Consider the following 23,935-nt stretch of genomic DNA (forward strand, 5'->3'; position numbering starts at 1 on the left):
TTTTCATTGCCACCAACGACAACAGGGAGGGCACGCCATGCTCGCACCGACGCCGGTCCTGACACCCCGATTGCTGATCCGCCTCGGCGCGACGCCCGCGACCAAGGAGGACGCCATCCGCGAGGCGTCGCACTTGCTGGTGGCGGGGGGCTGCATCGATGCGGCCTATGGCGCGAGCATGCTGCGCCGGGAGACGGTGGCGAACACCTATCTCGGCCACGGCGTGGTCATCCCCCACGGCATGGTCGACGACCGCCATCTGGTGCGCGAGAGCGGGCTTGCGATCCTTCAGGTGCCGGACGGCGTGGCGTGGCACGATGGCCAGATCGCCCATCTCGTGGTCGCCATCGCGGCGCAATCGGACACCCACATCACGATCCTGCGCCGGCTCACGCGGCTGATCCAGGACGAGGCGCGCCTCGCGACCCTGCGGAAGACCGATGCCAAGGAGGACATCGCGGCGGCGCTTTCCGAGGATGCGCCCGTGACCGGCTCGGCCGGCCCCGCCGCCGACCTTCGCCAGCGCTTCGACTGGACCGTGGACTATCCCACCGGCCTGCATGCCCGGCCGGCCTCGCATTGGGTCGAGGTGTCGCGGCTCTGCCCGGCCCGCATCCAGGTCCGGCACGGATCGGAGATCGCCGACGCCAAGAACCTCATCGCCCTGCTCCAGCTCGGTCTGCGCTGCGGCGACGAGGTGACGATCTCGGCCGAGGGCGACGACGAGGCCGGGGCGCTGGCAAAGGTCTGCGCCGCAGTCACTTCTCTCACCGCAGGCGAAAAAGCGTCCGCGAAGGCCGCCGAAGACGCCGCCGCCAGGGCGGCCGGGCCGGTCGCCGGATGGAACCCATCGGACTTGCCGCGCACCATCGCGGGAATCGGGGCGAGCCCCGGCATCAGCATCGGTCCGATCCATGTGCTGGCCACCGCCGAGATCGCGGTGCCGGACGAGCCGGAGCCGCTCACCACGGGGGGAGACCGCCTGCACGCGGCGCTGGCCACCACCGGAGGTCAGTTGAGGGCGCTCGCCGACGATACCGAGCGCCGCCTCGGCAAGGCCGATGCCGGCATCTTCCGCGCTCAGGGCGAACTCATCGCCGATACCGACCTGATCACGCTGGCCTGCCAGCTCATGGTCGAGGGCCACGGAGTCGCCTTTGCCTGGAACGCGGCGGTGGAGCGGATGGCCGGGCGGCTCTCGGCCCTCGGCAACCCGGTCCTGGCCGCCCGCGCCGCCGATCTGCGCGATGTCGGCCGGCGCGTGCTGGCGCAGATCGACCCCTCCCTTAAGAGCGGCCACGATCTGCCGGACGTGCCCTGCATCCTCATCGCGACCGATCTCGCGCCCTCCGACACGGCCGGGCTCGATCCGTCCCGCGTTATCGGCCTCGCCACGGCCCAGGGCGGCCCGACCTCGCATACCGCGATCCTCGCCCGCACCCTCGGCATCCCGGCGATGGTGGCCGGTGGGCCGACGCTGATGGCCCTGCAGAACCACGGATCGGCGATCCTCGACGGCGGCACCGGCCGGCTCTACCTCGATCCGAGCGAGGCCGACCTCGCCTCGGCCCGCGACTGGCGCGACCGCCAGCGCGCCATTGCCGAGGAAGAAGCGCGCGAGCGCGCGCTCCCCGCCCGCACCAGGGACGGGCATTCCGTCGCCATCGGCGCCAACGTCAACAATTCCGAGCAGGTGCCGCTCGCCCTCGACCAGGGCGCCGAAGGCGTCGGCCTCATGCGCACCGAGTTCCTGTTCCTGGAACGGGGTGACACCCCTTCCGAGGACGATCAATACGCCACCTACCGCGCCATGCTGCGCGCCCTTGAGGGGCGGCCCCTGATCGTGCGGGCGCTCGATATCGGCGGCGACAAGCAGGTGGCGCATCTCCACCTGCCGAGAGAGGAGAACCCCTTCCTCGGCGTGCGCGGCGCGCGCCTCCTGCTGCGCCGGCCGGACCTGATGGAGCCGCAGCTGCGCGCCCTCTACCGCGCCGCGAGGGACGGGATCGCGGCCGACGCGCCCGGGGGCAAGGACGCCCCGCTGTCGATCATGTTTCCGATGATCACCTCGATCCCCGAGATCGCCACCCTGCGCGGCCATTGCGAGCGTATCCGCGCCGAACTCGACGCGCCGGCACTGCCCATCGGCATCATGATCGAGGTGCCGGCCGCCGCGATCCAGGCCGACGCCCTGGCGACATATTGCGACTTCTTCTCCATCGGCACCAACGACCTCACCCAATACGCCCTCGCCATCGACCGCCAGAACACCGAGCTCGCGCCGGAGGCCGACAGCCTGCACCCGGCCGTCCTGCGCCTGATCCGGATGACCTGCGCGGGCGCGGCGCGGCACGAGCGCTGGGTCGGCGTCTGCGGCGGCATCGCCGGAGATCCGTTCGGAGCGAGCCTCCTCGCCGGCCTCGGCGTCCACGAACTCTCGATGACGCCCCGCGACGTCCCCGCCGTGAAGGCGCGGCTCCGGGCCTCGGAGATGGGCGAGTTGCGGGCGCTTGCCGCCCGCGCCTGCGACCAGGAGGACGCCGCCGCCGTCCGCGCCCTCGAAGGAGCCGAGGCATGAGCGCGGCCATCGTCACCGTCACCCTCAACCCGGCCATCGACCAGACCGTCACCCTCGACGCCCTGACGCCGGGCCACGTCCACCGGGCGCGCGCCGTGCGCTCGGATGCGGGCGGCAAGGGCGTCAACGTCGCCTCCTGCCTCGCCGATTGGGGCTCGAAGGTCTCGGCCACCGGCATTCTCGGCTCGGACAACGCCACGCCGTTCGAGGCCCTGTTCGCCCGCAAGGGGATCGACGACCGCTTCGCCTGGATCCCCGGCGAGACCCGCACCAACCTGAAACTCCTCGACGCCGCCTCCAACGACACCACGGACATCAACCTGCCAGGCCTCGCCGCGACGTCGGGTGCGCTCGACACCATCCGGGCGGTCCTGCGCCAGGTCGCCACGGAGGGGAGCCTCGTCGTCCTCGCGGGCAGCCTGCCGGGGGGGCTCGGGGTCGAGACCTATGCGGCCCTGACGCAGCTGTTGACGGCGCGCGGCGTCCGCGTGGTGCTGGACGTGTCCGGCCCGGCCCTCACGGCGGCCCTCGCGTCCGATCACCTCCCCGAGGTGATCAAGCCCAACCGCCAGGAACTGGCGGACTGGGCCGGCCGGCCCCTCGACACCCTGCCGGAGGTCGTCGCCACGGCGCGTGGCCTGGTCGCGCGCGGCATTCCCCTCGTGGTGGTGTCGCTGGGAGGCGAGGGCGCACTCTTCGTCACGCGGGACGAGGCGCTCCTCGCCCATCCGCCGCCGACGGAGGTGTCGAGCACCGTGGGGGCGGGGGATGCCCTGGTGGCGGGCCTCGTCGCCGGCCTCCATGCGGGCCTGCCCCTGGCCGAAACCGCGCGGCTGTCGCTGGCCTTCGCCGCCGGCAAGCTGACCCTTCCCGGCGCCAATCTGCCGAGCCGAGGGACCATCCTCGCCATCGTCGAGACCGTGCGGGTCGAGACCATCAAGGTCCCACCCAGGGCCTCATCCTGAGGTGCCCGCGCCAGCGGGCCTCGAAGGAGGGCTCCAGGGATCGCGGAGCGAGCTGGACCCCTCCTTCGAGGCCTCCGCTTCGCTCCGTCACCTCAGGATGAGGTGGTCGGGTGGGACCATCGGTGCGAGCAAACAACGTAGAAGCAGGCGGAGGAAACCATGGCCCAGATGTTGGCCGTCGTCGGGGGCGGGGATCTCGGCACCCATGCGGTGCTGGCCGGTGAGGCCCTGCGCCAGGCCGCCGCCCGCCTCGGGCAGGCACTCGACCTCGAACTCAGGGGCAAGGGGGTCGGCGGCAATCCGCTGGCCGAATCCGCCATCGCCCGGGGCGATTCCGTCCTGCTGATCGGAGAGGGCGATCTCGGGGAGGGTCGTTTCGGCACCATGCGCAAGGTCCGGATCGGTATCGAGGAGGTGCTGACCGACGCCGATTCGGTGCTCGGTCGCTTCCTGGCGGGCAGTGACACCGCGCCGGCAGCGCCCGAGGCCGGCGGCAGGATGCGGATCGTCGCCGTCACCTCCTGCCCCACCGGCATCGCCCACACTTTCATGGCGGCCGAAGGCATCCAGGCCGCCGCGCAGGCGCTGGGCCACGAGGTGAGGGTGGAGACGCAAGGTTCGGTGGGCGCCCGCGATGCGCTCACCGCCGCCGAGATCGCGTCGGCCGACATCGTCCTCATCGCCGCCGATACCGGGGTCGACCGCTCCCGCTTTTCCGGCAAGCGGCTCTACGCCACCAACACCAAGGCGGCGATCCGCGACGGGAAAGGGCTGATCGCCACCGCTCTCGCCGAAGCGCAGGTCCAGGGGCAGATTGCCGAGACGGAGGAGAGGCCATCCCGGCCGGCCGCCGCCGAGAGCAGGGCCGGCGCCTACAAGCATCTGATGACCGGCGTCTCCTTCATGTTGCCTTTCGTGGTGGCGGGTGGCCTCCTCATCGCCCTGGCCTTCGCCGTCGGCGGCATCGACGCGATGAAGCCGGACCATGCCGGCAGCCTCGGCTACGCGCTGGGCGAGATCGGCGCCAAGGCGGCCTTCGCCCTCATCGTCCCGGCCCTGGCCGGCTACATCGCCTATTCCATCGCCGACCGGCCCGGCATCGCACCGGGCATGATCGGCGGCATGCTGGCGGCGAACCTCCAGGCCGGGTTCCTCGGCGGCATCGCGGCGGGCTTCATCGCCGGCTACGTCACGCGCTTCCTCAATCGACACATCCGGCTGCACCGGAATCTCGAAGGGTTGAAACCCGTCCTGATCCTGCCGCTGCTCGCCACCACCATTACCGGCCTGATGATGATCTACGTGGTGGGCGTGCCCGTCGCCGCGATTCTGGCCGGCCTCACCGACTGGCTGAAGGGCATGCAGGGGGCGAGCGCCCTCGTCCTCGGCCTGATCCTCGGTGGGATGATGGCCGTCGACATGGGCGGCCCGATCAACAAGGCCGCCTATGCCTCGGCCGCGGCCCTGCTCTCTTCCGGCGTCGACGCGCCCATGGCTGCGGTGATGCTCGGCGGCATGACGCCCCCGCTCGGGATCGCGCTGGCCACCCGGCTGTTCCCGAACCGCTTCTCGCAACCCGAGCGCGAGGCCGGCGGCGCGGCGGCGGTGCTCGGCGCCGCCTTCATCACCGAGGGCGCGATTCCCTTCGCGGCGGCCGACCCCCTGCGGGTGATCCCCTCCATGGTCGCGGGCTCGGCCCTGGCCGGCGCCATCGCGCTCACCGCCGGCGTGACCCTGAAGGTGCCCCATGGCGGCCTGTTCGTGCTGCCGATCCCCAATGCCGTCACCAACCTGCCCTGGGCCGTCATCGCCCTCTTGGCCGGGACGGTCGTCACGGGCCTGATGGTGGGGCTGCTGAAGAAGCGGTCGGCCTGAAAGCCCTCATCGAGACCCTTCCCCACCCCTTTGCGGGGGAGGGGGCGTGCGGAGCAGGCACGAGAGGGGACGACCTTTCCGGACAACGCGCTCCCCTCTCCCGACCCTCGCTCACGCGGAGGGGAGAGGGACACGCATCGGAGCCGGCAGCAGGACCGGACCCGCGACAGCATCGGAATCATCGAGGGGGAACAGGATGAAGGCAGGATCGACGATACTCGCAGCGCTCGCGCTTTGCGCGGCGACGACGTCCGGGGCCCTCGCGCAGATGGCGCCGCGCGGCACGACCGCCGGCCAGCCGGACGGCCAGGACATAACCGGTGCCGAGAGCGCGGCCGGCGCCGCCGATACCCTCGGGCAGAGCGCGACCCCGGCGACCCTGCCGGTCGGTGTGTTCGATATCGGCAATGGACTCGCGTTGAGCGCCAACTACACCGGCCAGGCAGCCGCGAACCCGATCGGCGGCATCCGCCAGGGCTCGGCCTATGCCGGGCAGCTCTTCTTCGGCATCGACGGCGACCTCGACCGCCTCGCCGGGATCGCGGGCGGCTCGTTCCACATCGCGGTCACCAACCGCCACGGGCGCAGCCTCTCCGACGATTCCATCGGCAACAACACGTCGGTCCAGGAGATCTTCGGCGGCGGGCAGACGACGCGGCTCACCCTGCTCAGCTACCAGCAGAAGCTGTTCGACAATCGGCTCGATGTCGAGTTCGGGCGGTTGGTTGCCAACATCGCCTTCCTCAACTCACCGATCTACTGCAATTTTCAATCGAATTCCGCCTGCGGCAACCCGACCTTCGTGTTCAAGACCTCGAACTTCACCTTCTGGCCGGTGGCGAGCTGGGGCGCGCACGCCAAGGCCTGGCTCACCGACAGGGTGTTCGTCCATGGCGGAATCTACGAAGTGAACCCGCTGCACCAGCAGTCGGGCGACAACGGCCTCGATTTCTCCACCAAGGGCGCCACCGGCGCGATCATGCCGTTCGAGCTCGGCTATTCCACCACCTTCGCCAACGATCGCCTGCCGCGCAATTACGGGATCGGCGGCTGGTACGACGCCTCCGACTATGTCGATCCCATGCGCGACGTCACCGGCCGGCCGGCGGTTCTCACCGGATTGCCCCTCGGCACCCGGTTCGGGCGCTCGGGCGTCTATGCCCGGTTCGACCAGATGGTCTGGCGGCCCGACCCCACCGCGCCCCAGGGGCTGACCCTGTTCGGCGTCGCCATGGCCGGCACGTCGGGGCGTCTCAACGAGGATTACTTCCTCGAGATCGGCGCCCTGCAGACCGGCACCTTCGCCGGCCGGCCCTTCGATACGCTGGGCTTCGTCATCAACACGCAGGCGTTCAGCGATCTCGCCCTGCAGAACATCCGGCTGGCCCAGGCCTCGCTGGGCATCGATCGCAAGATCCCGAGCCGGCAGGTGATGATGGAGCTCAATTACGGCATCCAGGTCACGCCCGCGATCCGCCTGACGCCGAACCTGCAATACATCGTCGACCCGGACCAGACCCGGTTTCCCACCTATCGCAAGCCCATTCCGGATGCCTTTGTCGTCGGCGCCAAACTGTCCGTCGACCTCTTCACCCTGGCCGGCTTTGCGAAAGGCCCCGGCTCCGATTGATGCGTCCCCCCGATCGGCTCGCGCCTCGTCGCTGCGCCGTCGAAACGCCAACCGAAGCGGGGAAGGGGGACCTTTGCGTTTACGGTGCTCTCATTTTATGATGCGGCGGAACAGTTGAACTAACCGCGCCGGAGCGTCGTGACCTGATGCCCACGTCCATCGAGGTCGGATTGAGCCGGCCCTGGCATCGCCTTCGCCTGCCGCAGCGCCTCGAAGCTCAATACCATGCCGAGGACGTGCCTCCGCGCGGTCTGTACTTGCAGTCCTGGCTGCTGGTCTTCGTCCTCTTCAACATCATCTCGTTGAAAATCGATTTCGATCTGTTCGGCCGCGATGCGATCGCGGTGCCCGCCGGGTTGACGGTCGGTGTCTTCATTCCCCTCGCGTTGGGGTGGATCGTGGCTTTGCGCGGGCGGCCCTCCCTGCGCCGGCAGGGAGCGGCCGCGACGATCACGGCACTCGCGGACATGGCGATCATCCTCAACAGCGCCAGGATGGTGCCGCAGGAGCACGCCGACACCTACCTCATCCTCGCCGCCATCGTTCCCCTCGTGGTGGGGATGATCTCGCCCCTGTCGTTCCGGTTCAGCCTGTGGTTCTGCGGATCGGCATTTCTGCTGTATGTCGGCTTCGTCTTCGTGTCCGGGTTCGGACCGGATGGGCATACGGGCGTGCCCCTCCTCGTGGCGGCGCTCATCCTGGTGCCGATCAAGCTCGCCTATTCGCGCGAATGGGACCGCAAGAAGAGTTTCCTCCTCGGTCTGCGGGAGAGGGAACAGGCGGACGAACTGGCCCGGGCCTGCGCCCGACTCACGATCCTCTCGGAGACCGACCCTCTCACCGGTGCGGCGAACCGCCGGCTCTTCACCGAGCAGCTGGACGAACATTGGGAGCTTGCCGCGACCCGACACGAATGGTTCGGCGTGCTCCTCGTCGATATCGACCATTTCAAGCGTCTCAACGACACGGCCGGCCACGCCGAGGGCGATGGTTGCCTGGTGAGCGTCGCCGACACCCTGAAACGCGATCTCGCCCGCTGGGGCGGCCTCGTCTGCCGCTACGGCGGCGAGGAATTCGCCGCCTTCGTTCCCCGGGCCACCGCCGAGACGATCGGCGATGTGGGCGAAAGCCTGCGGCTGGCGGTGATGGACCAGGCGATTCCCCATCCCGGCCTGCCGGATGGCGGTGTCGTCACCGTGAGCATCGGGGTCACCGCAGCCCACGGCGCGCTACGGCATGTGGGCATCACCGCACCGCAACTGCTCCGTGCCGCGGACGCGGCGCTCTACGCGGCGAAGACGGCGGGCCGGAACCGGGTGGAATCCCAATCCGTGATCCCGCCGGCGAATTCGAGCCGGGCGACCGAGCACGCGGCCTGACAAGCATGAGTAATGTCAGACCATACCCGGATCGCCTGTCCGCGGCCTGAGCCTTCGCCTCCTCGGGGCCAAAACAGGCTGATCGGCATCCCAGACAACAGCTTCACGATTCGGCCCGAAACGGTCGGTTGATTGGCTGGTTTCTCACCACCACGCATCATTAGCACGCCTCATGAAAATCGGCTTCGCGCGTTCGAGCCAGATCAGGATCATGTGCGGAGCCTAACGACCGGAGCCTTTGTCCGAAGTTGCGGCCAGGGCCTCCCCGGCAATTCGTCTGCTCCGCGACAAAGCGTCCATTAATGGCTTTGCAACCGCATCAATCCCCCTTACAATCAATCACGCAACATTGATCGTCGTGGCATACATCGGGTGGTCGGCGCGCCCGCTTCACTTCCTGAAAACATGTCGCACAGCCGGAGGCTCGCTTGGGCGAAAAATTCTATTCTTTTATTGCTCATGCGAAGGTGGGAGCTGATCTTATTGTTCTAATTCCTGAGGACCAAGATCTTAATAGTGTAGATATTACGAATAATTCTGCAGACAAGACGCTCCTGCTCGGCATCGGTGCACCTCCAGTGGAGGGCGCCGAATGGACACAGCCCCTGGAGCCGGGTGGCGGAACCTATCACCGGATGCATCCGCCCAAGGTCGCGATCTACGCGATGGCCAGGGCCGGTACGTGCCCGGTCCGCGCCGATTATACCAACAGCTCCGGCATCGATGTCCTGAAATATGTCGCAGCAGACGCCTATTTCGCCAAGGCGTCGTACGAGCCTACCACGGCCGAGCGCGAGATCGTCGCCACCTTCTTGAGCGAGATCCGGGTCTCAGGCGCGCTCAGAAACATGAGCATGGGCGCGATCCTCGGCGGCCCTTCCCGAGCCCTGGCCCTGCAGGACATCGTTAGGAATGTGGCATGGCGAGAGGTCTCACGTGGTGGAAACGAGATCGCCTTCACTAAGTACGAAGGCTTTACCGGCAACGGAACAGACCAATACATAAATACTACTTATATTCCAAGCGCGGATACGAATAAATTTACCGCGAATCGCCATGGATTTGGCGTTGTGGTGAACGATGCGACAGACGGCGCAAACGCATCCGTCATGGGCAGCTATACGACCGGCCTCGCGCCGAACCGGGAATCCTTCACCGCCGCCGGCGCTCGCTCGGGTAAGACAACGAACGACGTTCTCTTCAGCGGGACTACATCTACCGAGGATCAAGGCGGACTTTTCGCGGTGAACCGTATCGGCGCGGCCACATATCGCTTTGCCCACCGTCGTCGGTTTCAGGATGTCCCCACAGCATCGGTTACGCTGGGCGGCAACAATTACGAGATGCTCGTTTTGGCTCAGACCACACCGAGCGGCAAGGCCGTCGGGTTCTCGAACCTCACCCCGTTCTTTGTCTGGGCAGGAGCTCCGATGACGGATGGGCAAACGCTTTCGATCGAAGCCGCCGCGTCAAAGATGCGCGCCGCATTCGCCGTACTTCAGGCGGGTGCGTAACGATGGCGATCATCAACACCAATATCTTCTGCTATGGGGCCACTCAGGCCGGGATGGCCTTCGCGGCCTATGCTGTCGAGACCGGCGCGCGTTGCCTGATCGGCGAATGGACCCGCCATATCGGCGGTACTAGTGCCGGTGGTCTTGGCATCGGTGATTGGTCGACCGCCCGTTGGGGGAAGACGAAGCAGGTCAATGTGAAGATCGGCGAGAACCTCGGTTTCACCGACGGCCGTGAGATGAAGAATGTCAGCGCCAACCAGATGCGCGCGTCGATGGACGCCGTATATCTGGCAAACCAGCTGATCGAGATACGCACAAATATGCGGCTTAAGAAGGTGTACAAGCATCCCGGAACTGCGCGGATTAGCATGGTGGAGCTGGAAAGCGGCGATCTCATTGTCGCCGATTACTTCCATGATGCGTCGTACGAATACGATCTCGCCCGCCTTGCCGGAGTTCGACTGCGCTCCGGTCGCGAAGGGCAAGCGCAGTTCAACGCTCCGGTGGAATATGAAGATCGTGATGGCAAAATGTCGACGCCAGGTTGGAACCCGCTACGTCACAAAAACGAAAACCATACTCTAATTGATACCCGCGGCGACAGGTTTTGGTTCGCCACGCAGGCGCCTCAGCGTGGCCTCAACAATGGCGATGCTACCGCGGCCAATCAAGCCAATGGTTGGCGCTTTGAGCTTCTACTGAGGGCCAAGGGCGAACCGGGGGGGCTTCCATGGGTAAAGCCTTCGGATTGGACCCAAGCGGACGACCGGCGCATCCTCGACCTCATCTACAGGTCGCAGTCGCCTAACAATCCATCGAGCACGGGGGCAGGAGGAAATCTATTCCCGTTTGGAGGATCCGCAAGGGCCATTGATACAACTGTTGCGCATCAATCCGGTCGCTATGGGACCAACGGCTGCGATTTGCCGGGCGCGTTCACCAACGGCTGGTGCGATGCGAGTTACGGGGAACGAGTGCGCATCGCGGAGCGGGCCGCATGGATCACCATGGGTTCACATTGGGTGACCGCGAACCATCCGGACGTCGCGAAAAGGCGCCGCGAGTCGATACAGAGATTGCGCCTCCCAGAAGACACGTTCCAGGAGATCTACACGCTGTTCCCAGGATGGCCGCCGCAATTCTACATACGGGACGGCGGCGGGATCTGGGGACAGTTCATGATGACAGCCGAACACCTGAGGAAAAATCCCGCGACACGTCGCCCCTGGAATTTTGAAGATAGCGTGACCACCGGTGGATACCACGCCGATATTCACACGCCCTACTACTACAACACCCCCGACGGTTACGCGCGCAAGGAAGGGTCGATCGGCTACAGGGAACGCCCGAACTATGGGGTACCGCTTCGTTGTTTCCTGCCGCATCCGGGACAATGCTCCAACCTGACCGTCTCCTGGGGAGCGAGCGGGGATGCCATCTGGCGCTCGTCATGGCGGATGGAGCAGACCGTGGCCTGCGGGGCTCAATCCTGCGGCATGCTCACGGCGCTCGCTTTCAACAACGGCAGTCTGTCCGATCGGGCCCTCGCCGATGTTCCCTTTCCTGAATTGAAGGCGCGGCTCGCTGCCGAGAACGCCGTCACCACCGTCTGACTGGGGAACTCTTCATGCCCGTCTTCAATCCTCGCAGAGCAGTCGGCGTAAGCTCCGGCCCCGACATGAGCCAGGCTGGAAACGGCATCGTGGTCTATCATAACGGGCAGTGGACGACCTGCGAGTTGCAAGCGCTGCCCCCGCTTTTCATGACCTCCGGAAACGGTCTTTCCGGTAATCCCCGTATCGGGAATGAGCCGTGGCTGGGGCGCACGAACGACATCGATCTGACCGTGGCGGGCGATCACGCCATCAACGGTAATGCGTTCGTCTTCATTCCCCATCGCGTGGTGATCACCATGGCGCATGGCATCCCGGGCCGTGTCATCAGCGGAGGCCTTTACACCAAGTGGGGCAGGCAGGGAGATCGGGTCTATGATCTGCCGAACGCGGAATGGGCGAAGCTCACGGACGATATCCAGATCATCGAATGCGTGCTGAATCATGAGCAACGCTCGTTCGATTATCTTTACCTCTTCCTAGATGCTCCCAACGAGACGCCACTCAAGGTTTCAGCCTGGGTGTTCGGCGACAATCTAGAACCCACCGATATCCGCGGGCGGCCGACCTGATCGCCGATCGTTGGCATCACCGCGTAATTGGGGGGAAGATCGCCACCGATGGGTGCCTCAAAACCTCATCGGCGCCCTACGCACCTTCTCGGCCACCAGGGCCTCGGGCCAATAACCGGCCCACTCGATCATCCCGATGATGAAGGCGAAAGCGATGACCGACAATGCGATCATGGCTTCCGTCCGCGTCCAGCGGCGGCGCGTCCACCGGCTGAGGAGGAGCGTCAGTCTCAGCAGTTGATCCATAGGTCTCCCTGGGAGCCCCGATGCGGCCGGTCTTGAGCCTTGAATTGAACCACGCCCGAGGCACTAAAATGTGCGAATCAGGAACCTGCTGAGCGCTGTCGTCGCTCGGCCGGTGACCGGGTGCAAACCGGTGGAATTCCGTTAATGGCGCCAGCGCCTCCGATCCCCTTTAATGCCCGTCCCAATGCCTCGGCGTGTCCGGCTGGTGCCGTAGCCGGTCATTCGACGGGCACCACCTTCAGCTGCAGGAATTGAACGTTCCGGAAGTCCGCTGGCATGACTGCGATCTCGTCGTGCTTTCCGCCGCCCTTGGGACGGCAGAACAGGATGCCTCCCAACATTCTGACTTTGAAGAAACTCCCTTTCTTCAAAGTCAATTTTCCGCCGCGTGGATTGATGGCCTCGATATCGCCGACAATGAGGACATCGTCCTGCGGCCTGAGATCCGCGTTGAACAACTCCGGATCGACGCCATCTTTCCAGTCTTCCATGACGATTACGATGCTCTCCGACCGAGGGGCGAGACAGGCTCGACGGAGCAATTTATCATGCTGCGACCCACTTGGTCGCCTACTCCTGAAGCCCTTCGGCCCGTCCATGGCCTGCGATGCCGGCTTCAACGGAAGGCTCAGCCTGTAAGGACAAGGATGGACTGAACTTTCGGTGCCGAACCGCTCGAGCACTCGCTCAAATTCATCACGGACAAACCGGCAACTCGAAAGGATGCTGGTGCCGCAAGAGGGATTCGAACCCCCGACCCCCTCATTACGAATGAGGTGCTCTACCAGCTGAGCTATTGCGGCGAGATCCGTGGTGTGACGCTTCATGGCGCGTCGGATCGTTGCGGGGTCATAGCCGTCCGATCGGCCGATGGCAAGGCGCTCGGCGACGTCTTCCTGATGCAACTGTGCCACGGAGGCCGGCTCCCGGTCCCGCGACCGTCCGTGCCGCCTTGACGTGGGGCGGTGCGGCTTCGAAGGCTCGCGGCGTCTGTCAGGAACCGCCATGTCCCTCATCGCCCGCCTGCGTGCCTATGCCGCCGACGCGTTCGGCCTCTCCGCGAGCCCGGAGGAGGCGGAGGCCGTCGACGAGCGTCTGGCGGCCATCGCCCTTCTCGTCCATGTGGCGCGGGTGGATGGCGTCCTCGACGGGGCCGAGTCGGAGCGGCTGTGCCGCCTCGTGGAAGGGCGCTACGCCGGCAACCGCGAGCAGGCCGAGGCGCTCATCGCCCGGGCGGCCAGCGTCGATTCGCAGACCCGCGACATGGCGCTGCTGGTCGAAATGATGGGCCATGAATTCGGCGAGTCCGAGCGGGCGCGGCTGCTGTCGATGGCCTGGTCCGTGGCCGGCGCCGATGGCACCGTTCATGAATTCGAGGAAGCGCTGGTCTGGCGGCTCGGGCGCCTGCTGCGGTTCGACGACACGGCGATCCGCCTCGCGCGCGCCGGCGCCGAGACCGAAGCGGTATCGTAGGGCGGCCTTGCAGGCGCGATCTCCGGGATCGGCGGGCCACATCGGGCGTGGCGGGAGGATCGTGGCGCGATGATCGTCAGTTTGACGCTGATCCTCCTGGCTCAGCTCGTCGGTGAAGCGCTGGCACGGGGAGCGGCCCTTCCGGTGCCCGGCCCCGTCATCGGGATGGCGCTCCTCCTTCTCTTCATGGTGGTCCGGGACCGTTGGCGCGGCCAGGCCGCCCGCATCCTCGCCGCGCCCCTCGTGGACGGCACCCTGGAGCGCTCGGGAAAAGGGCTGCTCGCCCATCTCTCGCTGATGTTCATCCCGGCCGGCGCCGGGATCGTCGGCCGGCTCGACGTGCTCGAAGCCCATGGCCTGGCCCTCGCCTGCGTGGTCGTCGTCTCGACGCTGGCGACCCTGACGGCGACGGCGCTCACCTTCGTGGCCGTCAAGCGCTGGGTCGCACCGGGGGAGCGGCCATGACCGGCGATTTCGCCCTCTGGGTCTATCTCTCGCGCACGCCGCTGCTGTGGCTGACCGTCACGCTCATGGTCTACGCCGTGGCCGACCGCGTCGCCACGGCGACGAACCGGCATCCCCTCGCCAATCCCGTGGTGGTCGCCATCATCCTGATGGCCTGCGTGCTGAAGCTGACGGGGACGCCCTATCCCACCTATTTCGAGGGCGCGCAGTTCGTCCACTTCCTGCTGGGGCCGGCGACCGTGGCCCTGGCGATCCCGCTCTACGAATACCGCGCGACGGTGCTTCGCTCGCTGGCGCCGATGCTGGCGGCCCTCCTCGTCGGCTCGGTGGTGGCGCTGATCTCGGCGACGACTCTCGGAACCGCCTTCGGTATCCCGCACGACGTCATCGTCGCCTCGGTGCCGAAATCGGTGACGACCGGCGTGGCCATGGGCATCGCCCAGAATCTCGGCGGCGATCCGACCCTGGCGGCGGTGCTGGTGATGCTGACCGGCATGACCGGCGGCATCCTGGTCACCCCGCTCATGAACCTGCTCCGCATCGAGGACATGCGCGCGCGGGGCTTCGCGGCGGGTCTGGCCGCCCATGGCGTCGGCACGGCGAGGGCGTTCCAGGTGAACGAGGTGGCCGGCGCCTTCGCCGGCATAGCGCTTAGCCTCAACGCCCTCATCACCGCGATCCTGGCGCCGCTCGCGGTGACGTTCCTGCGCTGAGGCTGCCCCCTACTTCGCGCCCGCGGCTCCGGAAAGTTCCGTCGGCGTGAAGCGCCCATCCTGGCCCGGCTTCATGTCGATGCGCGTGTCGTGGAGGGCATGCAGGGTCGAGCGATGGCCGATGGAGACGATCGTCGTCCCCGGCAGGCGCTCGCGCAGCATCCGGTAGATGCCGGCCTCGCTCGGCTCGTCGAGGGCGGCGGTGGATTCGTCGAGGAAGAGCCAAGCGGGCTTTGCCAGCACGGCGCGGGCGATGGCCAGGCGCTGCTGTTCGCCACCGGAGAGGCGCTGATCCCAGGCATCGACCTCGTCGAGACGGTCGGCGAGCTGCGGCAGCTGCGCGGCGATCAGCGCCTCGCGGATCGCCTCGTCGGAGAACTGGTCGGTGGTGCTGGGATAGACCACGGCACCGCGCAGGGTCCCGAGCGGGATATAGGGCCGCTGCGGCAGAACCAGCGCGGATTGTCCTTCCGGCACGTCGACCCGGCCCTTCCCGAACGGCCAGATGCCGGCGATCGCGCGGAACAGGGTCGACTTGCCGGAGCCGGACGGCCCGGTGAGCAGCGTCGCCGCCCCCTTGCCGAGGGTGAACGAGCCGGCGGTGACGATCTCGCGGCCGTCGGGCAGGGCGAGGGTCAGGCCGGAGGCGGTGACGTTCGGGCCGGTCCCATTGCCCTGGACGAGGCCGTATCCGGCACCGGACAGGGCTTCCGCCTTGCTGATCGCCCGGTTGAAGGAGGCCAACCGGTTCGTGTTGGCTTTGTAGGACGCGATCGTGATGTAGGCGTTGATGAAGAACGACAGCGATTCCTGCACGCTTCCGAAGGCGCTCGATGTCTGCTGGAGGCCCCCCAGGGTGATCTTCTTGGCAAAGAAGGAGGGCGCGGCGAGCACCAGCGGGAAGATCGCGCTGGCCTGCCGATAGCTGAACGTCAGGGCGATGAGCTTGATCCGCCGATAGATGATATCGACGTAGTTCTCGATGATCGAATGGAAGAACGTCCTCAGCCGTACCGTCTCCGCGCGCTCGCCGCGGAGGAGGGCGATCTGCTCGCTGTAGATGCGGTTCCGGGCCAGCGAGAACCGGAAGTCCGCCTCGACCTTCTCTTGGCGGAAGTCGAGCCCGATCAGCGGCTTGCCAACGATGTGCGTGAGCCAGGTGCCAACGACGGCATAGGCGACGACCATCCAGACCAGGAAGCCGGGGATGACCGTGTTCTCGGTGAAGGGCAGGATGAAGTCCCGCGACAGCGTCCACAAGATGACGAGGAACGAGACGAGCTGCGCCGCCTGGGACAGGAGCCGGATCGAAAGGCTCGCCGTCTGTTGAATGAACAGATTGACGTCGCTTTGAATGCGCTGATCCGGGTTATCGGCTTCCTCGCCGGTGAACGGAATCCGATAATGGGTGCTGTCGTTCAACCAGCGCTGATAAAAGCTCCGCGTCAGCCATGTCCTCCAACGGATATGCAATGAGGAATCGACGTAGAGGTCGAACATCCCGAGAGCGACGTTGATGACCGCGAGCGGTATGAAGATCCAGACGACCTGATACCAGAATACCTCAGCGTTGTATTCCTGGAGCGCGTTGTACATGTCGCGATAGTAGAAATTGAATCTCAGCGTCAATGCTACATCGAGGAAGCTGACGAAGATCGATAAAGCCACGAGCCGCTGTCCGATCCGCCCCTCGGTATTCCCGAACCAGCGGAACATCTTGATCTCTTGTGTCGGCTCGTCCCGGTTCATGAAGAACGGGTCGGTGATCTGCGTGATCGCTCGAATGGGCTTGAGATAAGAGACGAGCATGACGATGAGTGCGAACACGACGGCTGCCGTCGCCGCGAAGGCCGGTGGCAGAAGCGCCGCGACCGTTGCCGGCAGGAGGTTGGCGGTCGCCAGCGCCTTCGAGCCGGCCAACAGAACGTACCCGGCCGCGTAGACCGAAATGAACACCTTCAGATAGGCGGAGATGTTGCGCGAGGCGATGAGGATCGCCGCCATGGCGAAGCCCGCCAGTGAAACGTAGAGCGGCGGCGACAGCTCACCGGGCAAAAGGAGCAGCAGGAGTGCGAAGAGCGCCGTAATGGCGGCCTGCAGGCCGAGGCCTGTCCTGAGTACGGCCACGCGCGTCTCCTCAAGTGGATGATTCAAATAGGCGACGACGACTTCGCCCGCCGGATCGGGACCGGACCGTGACGGCGGCAGTGACGGCCGGTCGTGGCGAGATCGTGGCGGGGGAAGGCGCCGCCGGATGCGCCAGATCGGATCAGGGCCAATCCCAATCGCCGTAATCCGGTTCGCGACATCGGTAGCCGACCGGGCATTCCAGATTGTCGCGGGTGGGCACGAAGCGGAGTTCGGCGATCTCCGTCATCCCGCACTGGCTCCGGTCGCTGACGAAGCGCTCGGTCCGGCCCGGTGGCTCAATCCTGCTTGGCTTCTCCGGCTTGCCCGCCGGCCACGACAGGACCGCCGATCCGTCCCGCTTCACGAGCGCCATCGCATCCGCGCAGGCCATCCGCATGGTGGAGGGGGGTGCTTGAGCACCGGCCGGGACTGCGATGGTGACGCAGACGGCGAAGGCGAAGCGTCTCATCACGATGGCACAAATAACTGACTTGTTTCTCACAAGCTTGAGCATGGCAGTTTTGGTGAGGGACGGGAAGGGCTTGCCGTTTGCTCGCCCTATTCGCGGAGTCTATCCCCCGCTATCGATGGCGCCGGGACAGAATAGCCACAGGCCTGTCCTGACCAAAGCCGGCTTCATGAGTGCATAAGGGTCCGGTTGTCGAAGGGGGGCGGAGGCTGTTCAAGTCGCCGAACGGTGAAGCGGCCGCCGCTGCGAGATCGGTTCCGCCCCAGGGGGAGCCTTACGGGAGACGACGATGACCGCGGGCGTCGAAGAGAGGGATGCGAGGGGGAGCGACGAGGGAGCGCCGTCGCCGGCCGTAGCGAACGGCTCCGTCAGGTCGAGCCGCGCCCTGGTGCTTCCCGTCTCGCTCGCCATGGGCTGGGGCGTGCTCCTCGGCTACAGTACCGTTCTGCTGACCGACGACCCGCCGGCGCGTCCGGAGATCGACACGATCCAGACGGCCTTCAACGAACCCGGTCCGTTCGAGGATCGGGCGGGTGGGGCGCGCTCGCCCCGTGGCAGCGCTCCCTGGTCCGATGTGGGTGTCGGGTCCGGTCCGTCGGGCCGGGATGCCGTGGTCGCCCCAACGGTCCAGCCCGGCATCCGGTCCGCCGCCTTGCGGCAGGATCCCGAAGTGGCACTCCGTGCCGACGTGGTCACGGCCGCGTCGCCCCCGGTCGAGCCGGCAGCCTATGTCGGTCTTTGGGGACCCAACGAATCCGCGTGCGGCCGCGGCGCGCGGCGGCGGGGATACATTCCGGCGCGGATCACCGAAAGCGGGGCTCGGGCCGGCAACACGGTGTGCACCTTCCGCGACGGGCGGCGCATCGGCGCGAGCTGGAGCGTGTCGGCCTCCTGCAGCGATGGCGGCCGGCGCTGGTCGTCCCAGGTGAAGCTTCTGGTCGACGGCAACCGCCTGACATGGTCGAGCGCCAAGGGCGACGCCTCCTACGTCCGGTGCCGGCGCCGCGCGGGATAGGCGCGGGCGGGATCGTGGATAAAACATCTCCGCCGCACGAGCATGGAGCGCTGCCCGCCCCCGATTGGGGCTGATTGATCTGCGGATCCGCTCAACAGGTGTCCCCTCTACCCAAGAGGGTTCGAGATGAGGCGCGACGGACTCCGTCTTCTGGAAGGCGACGGCATTCGCATATGTCGTGGGATGCGCGGCCCTCCTACCCCTTGTGGGGAGGAGTTGGAGGTGGGGGTGGTCGGGCGACCCTCCTGTTGCTGCGGAGGCTGGCGGAGCCACCCCCACTCCTAACCTCTCCCCACAAGGGGGAGAGGGACGCGGTCTGCTTCGACAACGTAGCTGTATGAAAATCCAGTAGCCCGATCGCGGACACTCGACATGTCCCGCCCACAACGAAAAAAGGGCCGTCTTGCGACGACCCTTTCCGCCCTCGCGGCCAAAACCGCGAGAGCATCCGTTCCGATGGAGAGCGTGGACTTCTTAGAAGTCCATGCCGCCCATGCCGCCGCCGCCCGGCATCTGGGGAGCGCCGCCGTCCTTCTTGGGAGCATCGGCGATCATGGCCTCGGTGGTGACGAGGAGGCCGGCGATGGAGGAAGCGTCCTGCAGAGCGGTGCGCACGACCTTGGCCGGGTCGACGATGCCGGCCTGGATCATGTCGACATACTCTTCGGTCTGGGCGTTGAAGCCGTAGGTGATCGAAGAGGTGTTGTCGGTGATCTTGCCGACCACGATCGAGCCTTCGACGCCCGAGTTGGCGGCGATCTGGCGGATCGGGGCCTCGAGGGCCTTCAGCACGATCTTGATGCCGGCCTGGACGTCCGGATTGTCGCTCTGGAGAGCGCGGACGGCTTCACGGGCACGCAGGAGAGCGGTGCCGCCGCCGGGAACGATACCCTCTTCCACCGCAGCGCGGGTGGCGTTGAGCGCGTCGTCGACGCGGTCCTTCTTCTCCTTGACCTCGACCTCGGTCGCGCCGCCGACGCGGATGACCGCGACGCCGCCGGCGAGCTTGGCCAGGCGCTCCTGGAGCTTCTCACGGTCGTAGTCCGAGGTGGTTTCCTCGATCTGAGCCTTGATCTGGCCGACGCGGGCTTCGATGTCCGCCTTCTCGCCGAGACCGTCGATGATCGTGGTGGTCTCCTTCTCGATGCGGATGCGCTTGGCGCGGCCGAGCATCGGGAGGGTGACGTTCTCGAGCTTGATGCCGAGGTCCTCGGCGATCATCTGACCCTGGGTCAGGATCGCGATGTCCTCGAGCATGGCCTTGCGGCGATCGCCGAAGCCCGGAGCCTTGACGGCAGCGACCTTGAGGCCACCGCGCAGCTTGTTCACGACGAGCGTGGCGAGAGCCTCACCCTCGATGTCCTCGGCGATGATGACGAGCGGCTTGCCGGTCTGCACCACGGCCTCGAGAACCGGCAGCATCGCCTGGAGCGACGAGAGCTTCTTCTCGTGGATGAGGATGTAGGGGTCCTCGAGCTCGGCGACCATCTTCTCCGCGTTCGTGATGAAGTACGGGGAGAGGTAGCCGCGGTCGAACTGCATGCCCTCGACGACGTCGAGCTCGGTCTCGGCGGTCTTGGCTTCCTCGACGGTGATGACACCCTCGTTGCCGACCTTCTGCATGGCGTGGGCGATCATCTCGCCGATTTCCTTGTCGCCATTGGCCGAGATGGTGCCGACCTGGGCGACTTCCTCGGACGAGGCGACCTTCTTGGCGCGGCTCGTGATGTCCTTCACGGCGGCGGTGGTGGCGAGGTCGATGCCGCGCTTCAGGTCCATCGGGTTCATGCCGGCGGCGACGTACTTGGCGCCTTCACGGACGATGGCCTGGGCCAGGACGGTGGCGGTGGTGGTGCCGTCGCCAGCGATGTCGTTAGTCTTCGAGGCCACTTCGCGCACCATCTGGGCGCCCATGTTCTCGAACTTGTCGGAGAGCTCGATCTCCTTGGCGACGGTGACGCCGTCCTTGGTGATGCGGGGAGCGCCGAAGCTCTTCTCGATGACGACGTTGCGACCCTTGGGGCCGAGCGTGACCTTCACTGCATCGGCGAGAATGTCGACGCCGCGGAGCATCTTCTCGCGGGCATCTGAGCCGAAGCGTACTTCTTTCGCTGCCATTTACAGTTCCTCATCTAGTTGGGAGCCTTGAGGCGCTCACCGAAGGGCGCGCTCGAAAGGCCCGGATGGAAGAAGGAAGAGGGCCGGGTCGCTTTAGGCGACGACGCCCATAATGTCGGATTCCTTCATGATCAGGAGGTCCTGACCGTCGATCTTGACTTCGGTGCCGGACCACTTGCCGAACAGGACGCGGTCACCGGCCTTGACGTCGAGCGGGTTCACCCGGCCGGCCTCGTCACGGGCGCCAGGGCCGACGGCGACGATCTCGCCCTCTTGCGGCTTCTCCTTGGCGGTATCGGGGATGATGATGCCCCCCTTGGTCTTCTCTTCGCCTTCGATACGGCGGACGACGACACGGTCGTGCAGCGGACGGAACTTCATGAGCTGCCCTCTTGCTTCAAATTCATGGATGGCGTTGATGCGGCCGAAGGGCTCGCCCAACCCAGGCTGTTAGCACTCCCGAGCGAAGAGTGCCAAAGCAAGGGCGGAGGTAGGCTCAAGCCCCTTGCGAGTCAAGACGCGGACGACGCGTCATGCCGCGTTTGCGCAGCATGTTCTGCTCTCCGGTCGCTGACAGACGGATGACAATCACCCCATGATCAGTCTTCAGGGACCGCAGGGCGCGGTCGAGCATTCCGGCGCAGCCAATGGCGGCGGCGTGCCGAGCCACGCGATCTGGATCGATCTGAACGATCCGAGCACCGAGGAAGCGGAGCATATCGAGGCCGCCACAGGCTTGCGCGTCCCCTCGCGAAAAGCCCTGAGCGAGGTCGAGAATTCCAGCCGGCTGCGGCGGCTCAAGAACGGGCTCTCGCTCTCCACCCCGATGATCACCTTCGACAAGGTGGATTCGCAGCTGACCCCGCTCGGCTTCGTCCTGACCCGGGACCGGCTCATCACGGTCAGGTTCAACGAGCTGCGCGCCTTCGAGGAGGTCAAGAAGCGCATCGGCGACGGCGACGGCGATTGCCAGACCGGCACCGAGATCTTCCTCCTCTTGGTGGAGGAGCTGGTGGACAGCCTCGCCGACGCCCTGGAGGAGATGGGCGCCGATCTCGACGCGCTCTCCACCCGGATCTTCGATTTCGACGTGAGGGCAGGGGGTGTCGCCGGCGATTCCGGCAAGACCCCGCGCCGCCGCGATCTCGCGCTGCGCCGCATCCTCCGCAGCGTCGGCCGGCGGGGCAAGGCGCTCGGCAAGATCCGCTCGAGCCTGCTCGGTCTCGAGCGCATCCTCCCGTTCGTCGCCGGTGAGTGCGAGCACCTCCTCGGCGCCACGGAGATGCCACGCTTCGAGACCCTGCGCCGGGACATCGCCTCCCTCGACGAGTTCGAGATCCGGCTTTCGGAGAACGTGCAGTTTCTCCTCGACGCCACCCTCGGCCTCATCAACATCGAGCAGAACAACACCTTCCGCGTGCTCACCGTGGTCTCGGTGGTGGGCGTTCCGCCGACCCTCATCGCCTCCATGTACGGCATGAACTTCAAGCACATGCCGGAACTCGACTGGGTCTATGGCTATCCCTATGGTCTGTCGCTGATCGTCATCAGCGCGATCATCCCCGTCGTGTTCTTCAAGCTGCGCGGCTGGTTCTGACGCGGGGGCGGCCCGGCCGGCTCGGGATTTAGGGAATTCTTTTCGGGCCGGCGCGCAAGGATCGGGAGCAGAGCCGGGCCTCCGGCGACCAGAGTCGACCGCATGGCCGTGATCGCCGCCTTCATCCTGAATGCCGGGCTCAATTTCTGCCTCGGCCTGCTCCTCGCCAAGCTGATGGGGCCGGCGGATTTCGGCCTGTTCGGCCTCGCGACCACGGGCGCCGTGGTCCTCAACACCCTCGTCTTCGAATGGCTTCGGCTCTCGGCCACCCGGTTCTATTCCAACCGCGTCCGGCAGGAGGAACCCTGGATCCGTCATGGGCTCGACCGCGCCTACGCCGTCCTCGCCCTCGTCCTGCTGGTCGCCTCCGCCCTGTGCGCGGTGGTCGGCGCGACGGTGGAGATGGATGTGCAGGGGCGCTTCGCCATCGCGGCGGGGGCGGGGCTGGCCGCCTTCGGCATCGGCCTGTTCGATTATCACGCGGCCCTGACGCGGGCACGCTTCGACGGCGGCCTCTACCTGAAGCTGACCATCGTCAAGAACGGCCTCGCCTTCCTGCTCATGGCGGGGGCGGCCTGGCTGTTTCCCCAGCCGGTCTGGGTGCTCGTCGCCTGCGGGCTCAGCCAGTTCCTGCCCGTCCTCGTGCTGCGCAGGCCCCTGCTCGATCCGAAGGTGCCCATCGTCCGCGTGCGCATGGGCGAGACCTGGCGGCTGTTTCGCGCCTACGGGCTGCCGCTCATCGCCGCGAACGCGATCTACCAGATCACGCCGTTCCTCAACCGCAGCGCCATCGCCATGTGGTTCGGACTGGCGGAGGCCGGCTATTTCGCCCTGGCCGCCGATGTCGCCACCCGCAGCCTGAGCATGATCGGCACGGCCCTCGACCTCATCCTGTTCCAGCTCGCCGTGCGGGTGGACGAGCACGAGGGCCACGTGGCGGCCGAGGCCCAGATCGGCCGCAACGCGGGCATCGTGGTGGCCCTGATGGTGCCCTGCGCCGGCGGGCTCTGGGCCGTGCTTCCGGCGATCCAGGGGCTCATCGTGCCGGAGGCGTATCGCGGGCCCTTCGCCCTCTACGCACTGATCCTCATTCCCGGCCTGCTCTGCGGCACGCTGCTCAATTTCGGCCTCAACCCGATCTTCCAGATCCGCCGCAAGACGGTGCCGGTCATCGCCGCCGCCATCGTCGGCCTCGCCGTGAACGCCGTCTGCCTGATCGTCCTGCCCACGCATTTCGGGGCGCCCGGCATCGCCATGGCGCAGAGCGCCGGCCTCGTCGCCTCGACCCTGTGGCTGGCGGTCCGCGCTCTTGCCGGACCGCAGCGCCTGCGCATCGACTGGTGGGACGTCTTTGCCGCCTGCACCGCCACCCTGGCGATGATGGCCTGCCTCGCGCCGTTCCGGCACATGGACCCGGCCATGGCCCTCGCCATCTCCCTGCCCCTCGGCGTGCTGGTCTACGTCCTGCTCGTGGCGCTGTTCGACATCGCCGGCCTGCGCAGCCTCGCCGCCGCGTATCTGCGGCAGCGCACCGTCACCCCGACCGCCTGAGACAGGAGCGCCGCTTGAAAGGGGGGCAC

The 23,935-nt window shown here is 66.5% G+C and carries 20 protein-coding genes and 1 tRNA gene; 14 read left to right on the top strand and 7 right to left on the bottom strand.

All coding sequences use genetic code 11. The features are described from left to right. Positions 1–37: 37 nt before the first annotated feature. The 8 genes from ptsP (at position 38) to ASF08_RS09085 (ending at position 12,129) form a co-directional block, all read left to right on the top strand. On the top strand, positions 38–2,578 hold the full coding sequence (gene ptsP / locus ASF08_RS09050; RefSeq protein WP_056144056.1) for a phosphoenolpyruvate--protein phosphotransferase: 2,541 nt from the start codon (positions 38–40) through the stop codon (positions 2,576–2,578). Then, a complete protein-coding gene (gene pfkB / locus ASF08_RS09055; RefSeq protein ID WP_056144059.1) occupies positions 2,575–3,543 on the top strand; it encodes a 1-phosphofructokinase in 969 nt (322 codons plus the stop codon). Before ptsP ends, pfkB begins: the two co-directional genes overlap by 4 nt. A 159-nt stretch (positions 3,544–3,702) precedes the next feature. Next, positions 3,703–5,418: a fructose-specific PTS transporter subunit EIIC gene (locus ASF08_RS09060; protein WP_056144062.1), complete on the top strand. Its 1,716-nt coding sequence runs from the start codon at positions 3,703–3,705 to the stop codon at positions 5,416–5,418. A gap of 268 nt (positions 5,419–5,686) precedes the next feature. Further along, positions 5,687–7,048 (top strand): carbohydrate porin, encoded by a 1,362-nt coding sequence (locus tag ASF08_RS09065; protein WP_056144711.1) that lies wholly within the window; start codon positions 5,687–5,689, stop codon positions 7,046–7,048. A 146-nt stretch (positions 7,049–7,194) separates the two neighbouring features. Then, positions 7,195–8,427, top strand: coding sequence for a GGDEF domain-containing protein (locus tag ASF08_RS09070; RefSeq protein WP_056144066.1), 1,233 nt, complete (start codon positions 7,195–7,197; stop codon positions 8,425–8,427). 428 nt (positions 8,428–8,855) lie between these two features. Continuing rightward, positions 8,856–9,941 carry a hypothetical protein gene (locus ASF08_RS09075; protein ID WP_156629523.1) on the top strand — a complete coding sequence of 362 codons (1,086 nt, stop codon included), beginning with the start codon at positions 8,856–8,858 and terminating at the stop codon, positions 9,939–9,941. Between the two features lie 2 nt (positions 9,942–9,943). Beyond that, the gene (locus ASF08_RS09080) at positions 9,944–11,557 is read left to right on the top strand and encodes an FAD-dependent oxidoreductase (protein WP_056144072.1); all 1,614 of its coding nucleotides are present in this window, start codon (positions 9,944–9,946) and stop codon (positions 11,555–11,557) included. 14 nt (positions 11,558–11,571) lie between these two features. Next, positions 11,572–12,129: a hypothetical protein gene (locus tag ASF08_RS09085; protein ID WP_156629524.1), complete on the top strand. Its 558-nt coding sequence runs from the start codon at positions 11,572–11,574 to the stop codon at positions 12,127–12,129. Positions 12,130–12,186: 57 nt separating this feature from the next. On the opposite strand, the gene ASF08_RS09090 is transcribed toward ASF08_RS09085, so the two are convergent. The 3 genes from ASF08_RS09090 to ASF08_RS09100 form a co-directional block, all read right to left on the bottom strand. Beyond that, positions 12,187–12,375 (bottom strand): hypothetical protein, encoded by a 189-nt coding sequence (locus ASF08_RS09090; RefSeq protein ID WP_018042545.1) that lies wholly within the window; start codon positions 12,373–12,375, stop codon positions 12,187–12,189. Between the two features lie 218 nt (positions 12,376–12,593). Beyond that, entirely contained in the window at positions 12,594–12,866 is a 273-nt protein-coding gene (locus ASF08_RS09095) for a hypothetical protein (RefSeq protein ID WP_018042546.1), read from the bottom strand. A 236-nt stretch (positions 12,867–13,102) separates the two neighbouring features. Further along, a tRNA-Thr gene (locus tag ASF08_RS09100) sits at positions 13,103–13,178 on the bottom strand. A gap of 202 nt (positions 13,179–13,380) precedes the next feature. On the opposite strand from ASF08_RS09100, the gene ASF08_RS09105 reads away from it, so the two are divergent. From ASF08_RS09105 to ASF08_RS09115, 3 genes are all read left to right on the top strand, one after another. Beyond that, positions 13,381–13,848, top strand: coding sequence for a tellurite resistance TerB family protein (locus ASF08_RS09105; protein ID WP_018042547.1), 468 nt, complete (start codon positions 13,381–13,383; stop codon positions 13,846–13,848). A gap of 69 nt (positions 13,849–13,917) precedes the next feature. Then, the gene (locus ASF08_RS09110) at positions 13,918–14,313 is read left to right on the top strand and encodes a CidA/LrgA family protein (protein ID WP_018042548.1); all 396 of its coding nucleotides are present in this window, start codon (positions 13,918–13,920) and stop codon (positions 14,311–14,313) included. After that, a complete protein-coding gene (locus tag ASF08_RS09115) occupies positions 14,310–15,026 on the top strand; it encodes an LrgB family protein (protein WP_056144078.1) in 717 nt (238 codons plus the stop codon). The genes ASF08_RS09110 and ASF08_RS09115 overlap by 4 nt, the downstream gene beginning before the upstream one ends. A 9-nt stretch (positions 15,027–15,035) precedes the next feature. On the opposite strand, the gene ASF08_RS09120 is transcribed toward ASF08_RS09115, so the two are convergent. Further along, the gene (locus ASF08_RS09120; RefSeq protein ID WP_018042550.1) at positions 15,036–17,153 is read right to left on the bottom strand and encodes an ABC transporter ATP-binding protein/permease; all 2,118 of its coding nucleotides are present in this window, start codon (positions 17,151–17,153) and stop codon (positions 15,036–15,038) included. A 142-nt stretch (positions 17,154–17,295) separates the two neighbouring features. Next, positions 17,296–17,625, bottom strand: coding sequence for a hypothetical protein (locus tag ASF08_RS09125; protein WP_018042551.1), 330 nt, complete (start codon positions 17,623–17,625; stop codon positions 17,296–17,298). A 289-nt stretch (positions 17,626–17,914) separates the two neighbouring features. Here ASF08_RS09125 and ASF08_RS09130 point away from each other — a divergent pair, with 289 nt between their 5' ends. Beyond that, positions 17,915–18,640: a hypothetical protein gene (locus ASF08_RS09130; RefSeq protein ID WP_056144080.1), complete on the top strand. Its 726-nt coding sequence runs from the start codon at positions 17,915–17,917 to the stop codon at positions 18,638–18,640. Positions 18,641–19,114: 474 nt separating this feature from the next. Here ASF08_RS09130 and groL read toward each other — a convergent pair whose 3' ends face one another. Both groL and groES read right to left on the bottom strand, forming a co-directional pair. Beyond that, complete coding sequence (groL, locus tag ASF08_RS09135; protein ID WP_018042553.1) at positions 19,115–20,758, bottom strand: chaperonin GroEL; 1,644 nt, start codon at positions 20,756–20,758, stop codon at positions 19,115–19,117. Between the two features lie 93 nt (positions 20,759–20,851). Beyond that, positions 20,852–21,139: a co-chaperone GroES gene (gene groES, locus ASF08_RS09140; protein ID WP_018042554.1), complete on the bottom strand. Its 288-nt coding sequence runs from the start codon at positions 21,137–21,139 to the stop codon at positions 20,852–20,854. Positions 21,140–21,353: 214 nt separating this feature from the next. Between groES and ASF08_RS09145 the strand changes: the two genes are divergently transcribed. Continuing rightward, complete coding sequence (locus tag ASF08_RS09145; RefSeq protein WP_018042555.1) at positions 21,354–22,355, top strand: magnesium transporter CorA family protein; 1,002 nt, start codon at positions 21,354–21,356, stop codon at positions 22,353–22,355. Positions 22,356–22,457: 102 nt separating this feature from the next. Continuing rightward, positions 22,458–23,906: a lipopolysaccharide biosynthesis protein gene (locus ASF08_RS09150; protein WP_056144083.1), complete on the top strand. Its 1,449-nt coding sequence runs from the start codon at positions 22,458–22,460 to the stop codon at positions 23,904–23,906. Positions 23,907–23,935: the final 29 nt, after the last annotated feature.

Source organism: Methylobacterium sp. Leaf85, from assembly GCF_001422125.1.
Classification (GTDB): Bacteria; Pseudomonadota; Alphaproteobacteria; order Rhizobiales; family Beijerinckiaceae; genus Methylobacterium; species Methylobacterium bullatum.